The organism is Rhizomicrobium sp. (assembly GCF_056722145.1).
In genome coordinates this window covers 1-2,828 of sequence record NZ_JBWZET010000037.1, presented here as the reverse complement: position 1 = coordinate 2,828, position 2,828 = coordinate 1, and the positions used below count along the sequence as shown (strand labels likewise).

At 64.1% G+C, this 2,828-nt stretch carries 4 protein-coding genes; 1 reads left to right on the top strand and 3 read right to left on the bottom strand.

The window, feature by feature from the left end; translation table 11 throughout:
- The 3 genes from AC1P6P_RS02300 to AC1P6P_RS02290 all read right to left on the bottom strand — a co-directional run.
- Positions 1-1,252, bottom strand: a 1,252-nt coding sequence (locus AC1P6P_RS02300) for a cation:proton antiporter (RefSeq protein WP_481400818.1), incomplete at its 3' end; no start/stop codon positions are given.
- Between the two features lie 57 nt (positions 1,253-1,309).
- Positions 1,310-1,759, bottom strand: a complete 450-nt coding sequence (locus tag AC1P6P_RS02295; protein ID WP_481400817.1) for a cupin domain-containing protein — start codon at positions 1,757-1,759, stop codon at positions 1,310-1,312.
- Positions 1,756-2,367, bottom strand: a complete 612-nt coding sequence (locus AC1P6P_RS02290) for an exonuclease domain-containing protein (RefSeq protein WP_481400816.1) — start codon at positions 2,365-2,367, stop codon at positions 1,756-1,758. Before AC1P6P_RS02290 ends, AC1P6P_RS02295 begins: the two co-directional genes overlap by 4 nt.
- Before the next feature lie 96 nt (positions 2,368-2,463).
- On the opposite strand from AC1P6P_RS02290, the gene AC1P6P_RS02285 reads away from it, so the two are divergent.
- A partial coding sequence (locus AC1P6P_RS02285) for a hypothetical protein (RefSeq protein ID WP_481400815.1) occupies positions 2,464-2,828 on the top strand: 365 nt, incomplete at its 3' end.

Below are 2,828 nucleotides of genomic sequence, written 5' to 3'. Positions count from 1 at the left end.
AGCCGGCGCGCGGCAGCAGCACCCGCAGCAGCGGCCCCGTCATCACCGTTGTCACCACCGCCATGATCACCAGCATGGTGAAGACGTTGGCGGGCAGGAAGCCCATGTCGTAGCCGATGTTGAGCACGATCAGCTCCATCAGGGCGCGGGTGTTCATCAAACTGCCGAGGATCGCCGCTTCCGAGGTCGAGAATTTCGCCATGCGGCTGGCCACGAACACCGGCACGATCTTGCCGCCGACCGCCGCGGTCAGGATCACGGCCAGCCACATCCAATCGCTCGCTGCCGTCAGCCCGAGCACGTTGGTGCGAAGCCCGGTGTAGGTGAAGAACACCGGCAGGAAGAACACCAGGACGAAGCGGCCGACCTGCCGGCGCCAGGCTTCGACGAACACCTTGTCGTGGTGGAACAGCAGCCCGGCGAGGAAGCCACCGAAGATCGCGAAGATCCCGAGCGCATAGGTGCTGATCGCCATGGCAAAGGCGATCGCGATCACCACCGTCATCAGGTTGGGTGGAATTTCGCCGGCGGTAACCGGATTTTTCGCCAGCAGCCATTGGATCACCCGCCGCAGCCCGAACCAGGCGACGACGGCGAGCAAGACGATTCCCGCCACCTGCATACCCATCGCCTCGAGCGAGAACTTGGCCGCGGCGTAGGCCGAGATGCCCGCCAGCAGCACCCAGCCGATGACGTCGTTCAAGGCGGCGGCGGAAATCGCCACGACGCCGATTTCGGTGCGGGTAAGATCGAACTCCTTGAGGATGCGGCCGAGGATCGGCACCGCGGTAATGGCGAGCCCGACGCCGCAGAACAGGCTGTAGGCCAAGGGATCGATCTTGGGCGCCAACAGCGGCGCCGACACCTGCCCGATCAAAAAACCGAGCGCGAACGGCACCGAAATCGACGCCGCGGTGATGCCGAGCGAGCCGTTGCGGTTCTTGCGCCGGCCGAGATGGCCGAACTCGAAATCCATGCCGATCTGGAACATCAACAGCACCAGGCCGATCTGGCTGATGATGGTGATCGGCGCCGACGCCTTGGCTCCAAATATGGAGAGCGCCGCGTCGGGGAAGAAGTGTCCGAACAGCGACGGGCCGAGCAGCAGGCCGGCAACGATCTCGCCGACGACACCGGGCTGGCCGAGCCGGCGGGCCACGACATTGCCGCCTCGTGCCGCCAAGACCATCACGATGATCTGCAGCATGGTCGAGAACAGCAGCGATTCGGTGGCGTGAACGCTGGAGTGCATGGGCCCCTACTTGCTATTTAGAAGCACTCTAAGCAGCAAGAAGGCTCGCCGGAAGCCCTAAAAGCCGAAGCCCTCGGGCGCCATTTCGAAGGTTTCGAACTGGAACCCCGGCGCCACAGTGCAGCCGACCAGGGTGAAATCCCCCAGCGAGCGGGCCGCTTGCCAGGCGTGCGGCGGCACCACCAGCTGCGGCCGCTCGTCAAATTCAACTGCCGCACCAAGGACATGGAAGGTCGGGGCAGCGCCCGCCGGTTGGATCGTCAGTTCCAGCGGGCTGCCGCGGTAGAAGTGCCAGACTTCCGCAACGTCAATGCGATGGGCGCGCGAAACCTCGCCTTTCTTCAGCAGGTAATAGATGGCGGTGGAATGCGCCCGCCCACCCGGTCCCGGCGCATCGACGAACATCTGGCGGTAATGGCCGCCTTCGGGATGCGGCACGAGCCCGAGAACCTCAATGATTCGGTCTGCTTCGGACATCGCGGCTTCGGTCTTGGCGTCTTCGGTCATGGATAGATCTCCGGCACGGTAACTTCAGGACGCGGGGCGCCGCGTTGCATGAGGGCGGCGATGCCGGCCGCCACCGAACGGGCATCGGCGAGGCCGTCATGGGTATGGCCGTCGAACGCCACCCCCGCCGCCGGCCCGACGTCGCAGGCGTGCATCCCCGTGATGTCGATACCGTTGTCGATCAGCCAGCGGCGGATGTCCACCACGGCCGGGAGCGGGGGAACCGTCGTGAGTCCATACAGTCTGAGATTGTCGGCGAGAACGAGGTCGTCGCGGCCGAAGGCGACAATCGGCAGCCGGCCGGCAAACGACACAAAGGCCCGGTACGCCTCATCGAAATCGACGCCGCGGGCCGCGACATCGGCATTGGTGATGCCGGTAAGGGCTTGAAGATAGTCCGACAATACCGGATTGAGCCGCGGCCGCACGACGATTTCGAAAGACACGATCGGGGAAAATGCGGACGTGACTTTGACCGCGCCGATCTGGATCACTTCCTTGTACTCGCCCGGGGCCTGCCAGCGGCGCGCCATCGAGCCGTCCCAGGCGGTGAATTCGAGATCGTAGACCACGGCACAGGGAACATTGGAATTAGAAGAAATTGTCATATTGACCAGCCGAATCAGGTAAAGGGGCTCCGTTAAGACATTTTTAAGGGTCCACACCGACGCTAGCGCTGGGACAATCTTGGGGTGGAGAGCCAGATGGTCGCAATTGTGAAAATGCTTCGTTCGCAGCCGTCACCGGTTGAACGACCGACGCGGGAGCGTGCCACATCGCTGGCCAAGCTCAAGCTGCTGCATGCCGAAGCGGAAGAGACCGCGCGGCTGGCCAATCTGCTTGGCCGCAGCGGCTATGTCGGCGCCGCCCTGCCCTTCCTCGCCATCGTCACCATCGGCCTGTCGGTCGAGATGAACCCGGCGCCGCAGATGGTGTGGCTGGTGTTCGTCAGCGCCGTCGCGCTGGCGATGCTGATCGCCTACCGCCACGCCATGAAGCGCCCGTTCGAGCGCGACGCCCTCAAGGACTACGCCAAGGACCTCTCCGCCATTCTCCTGTTCGCGGGCTT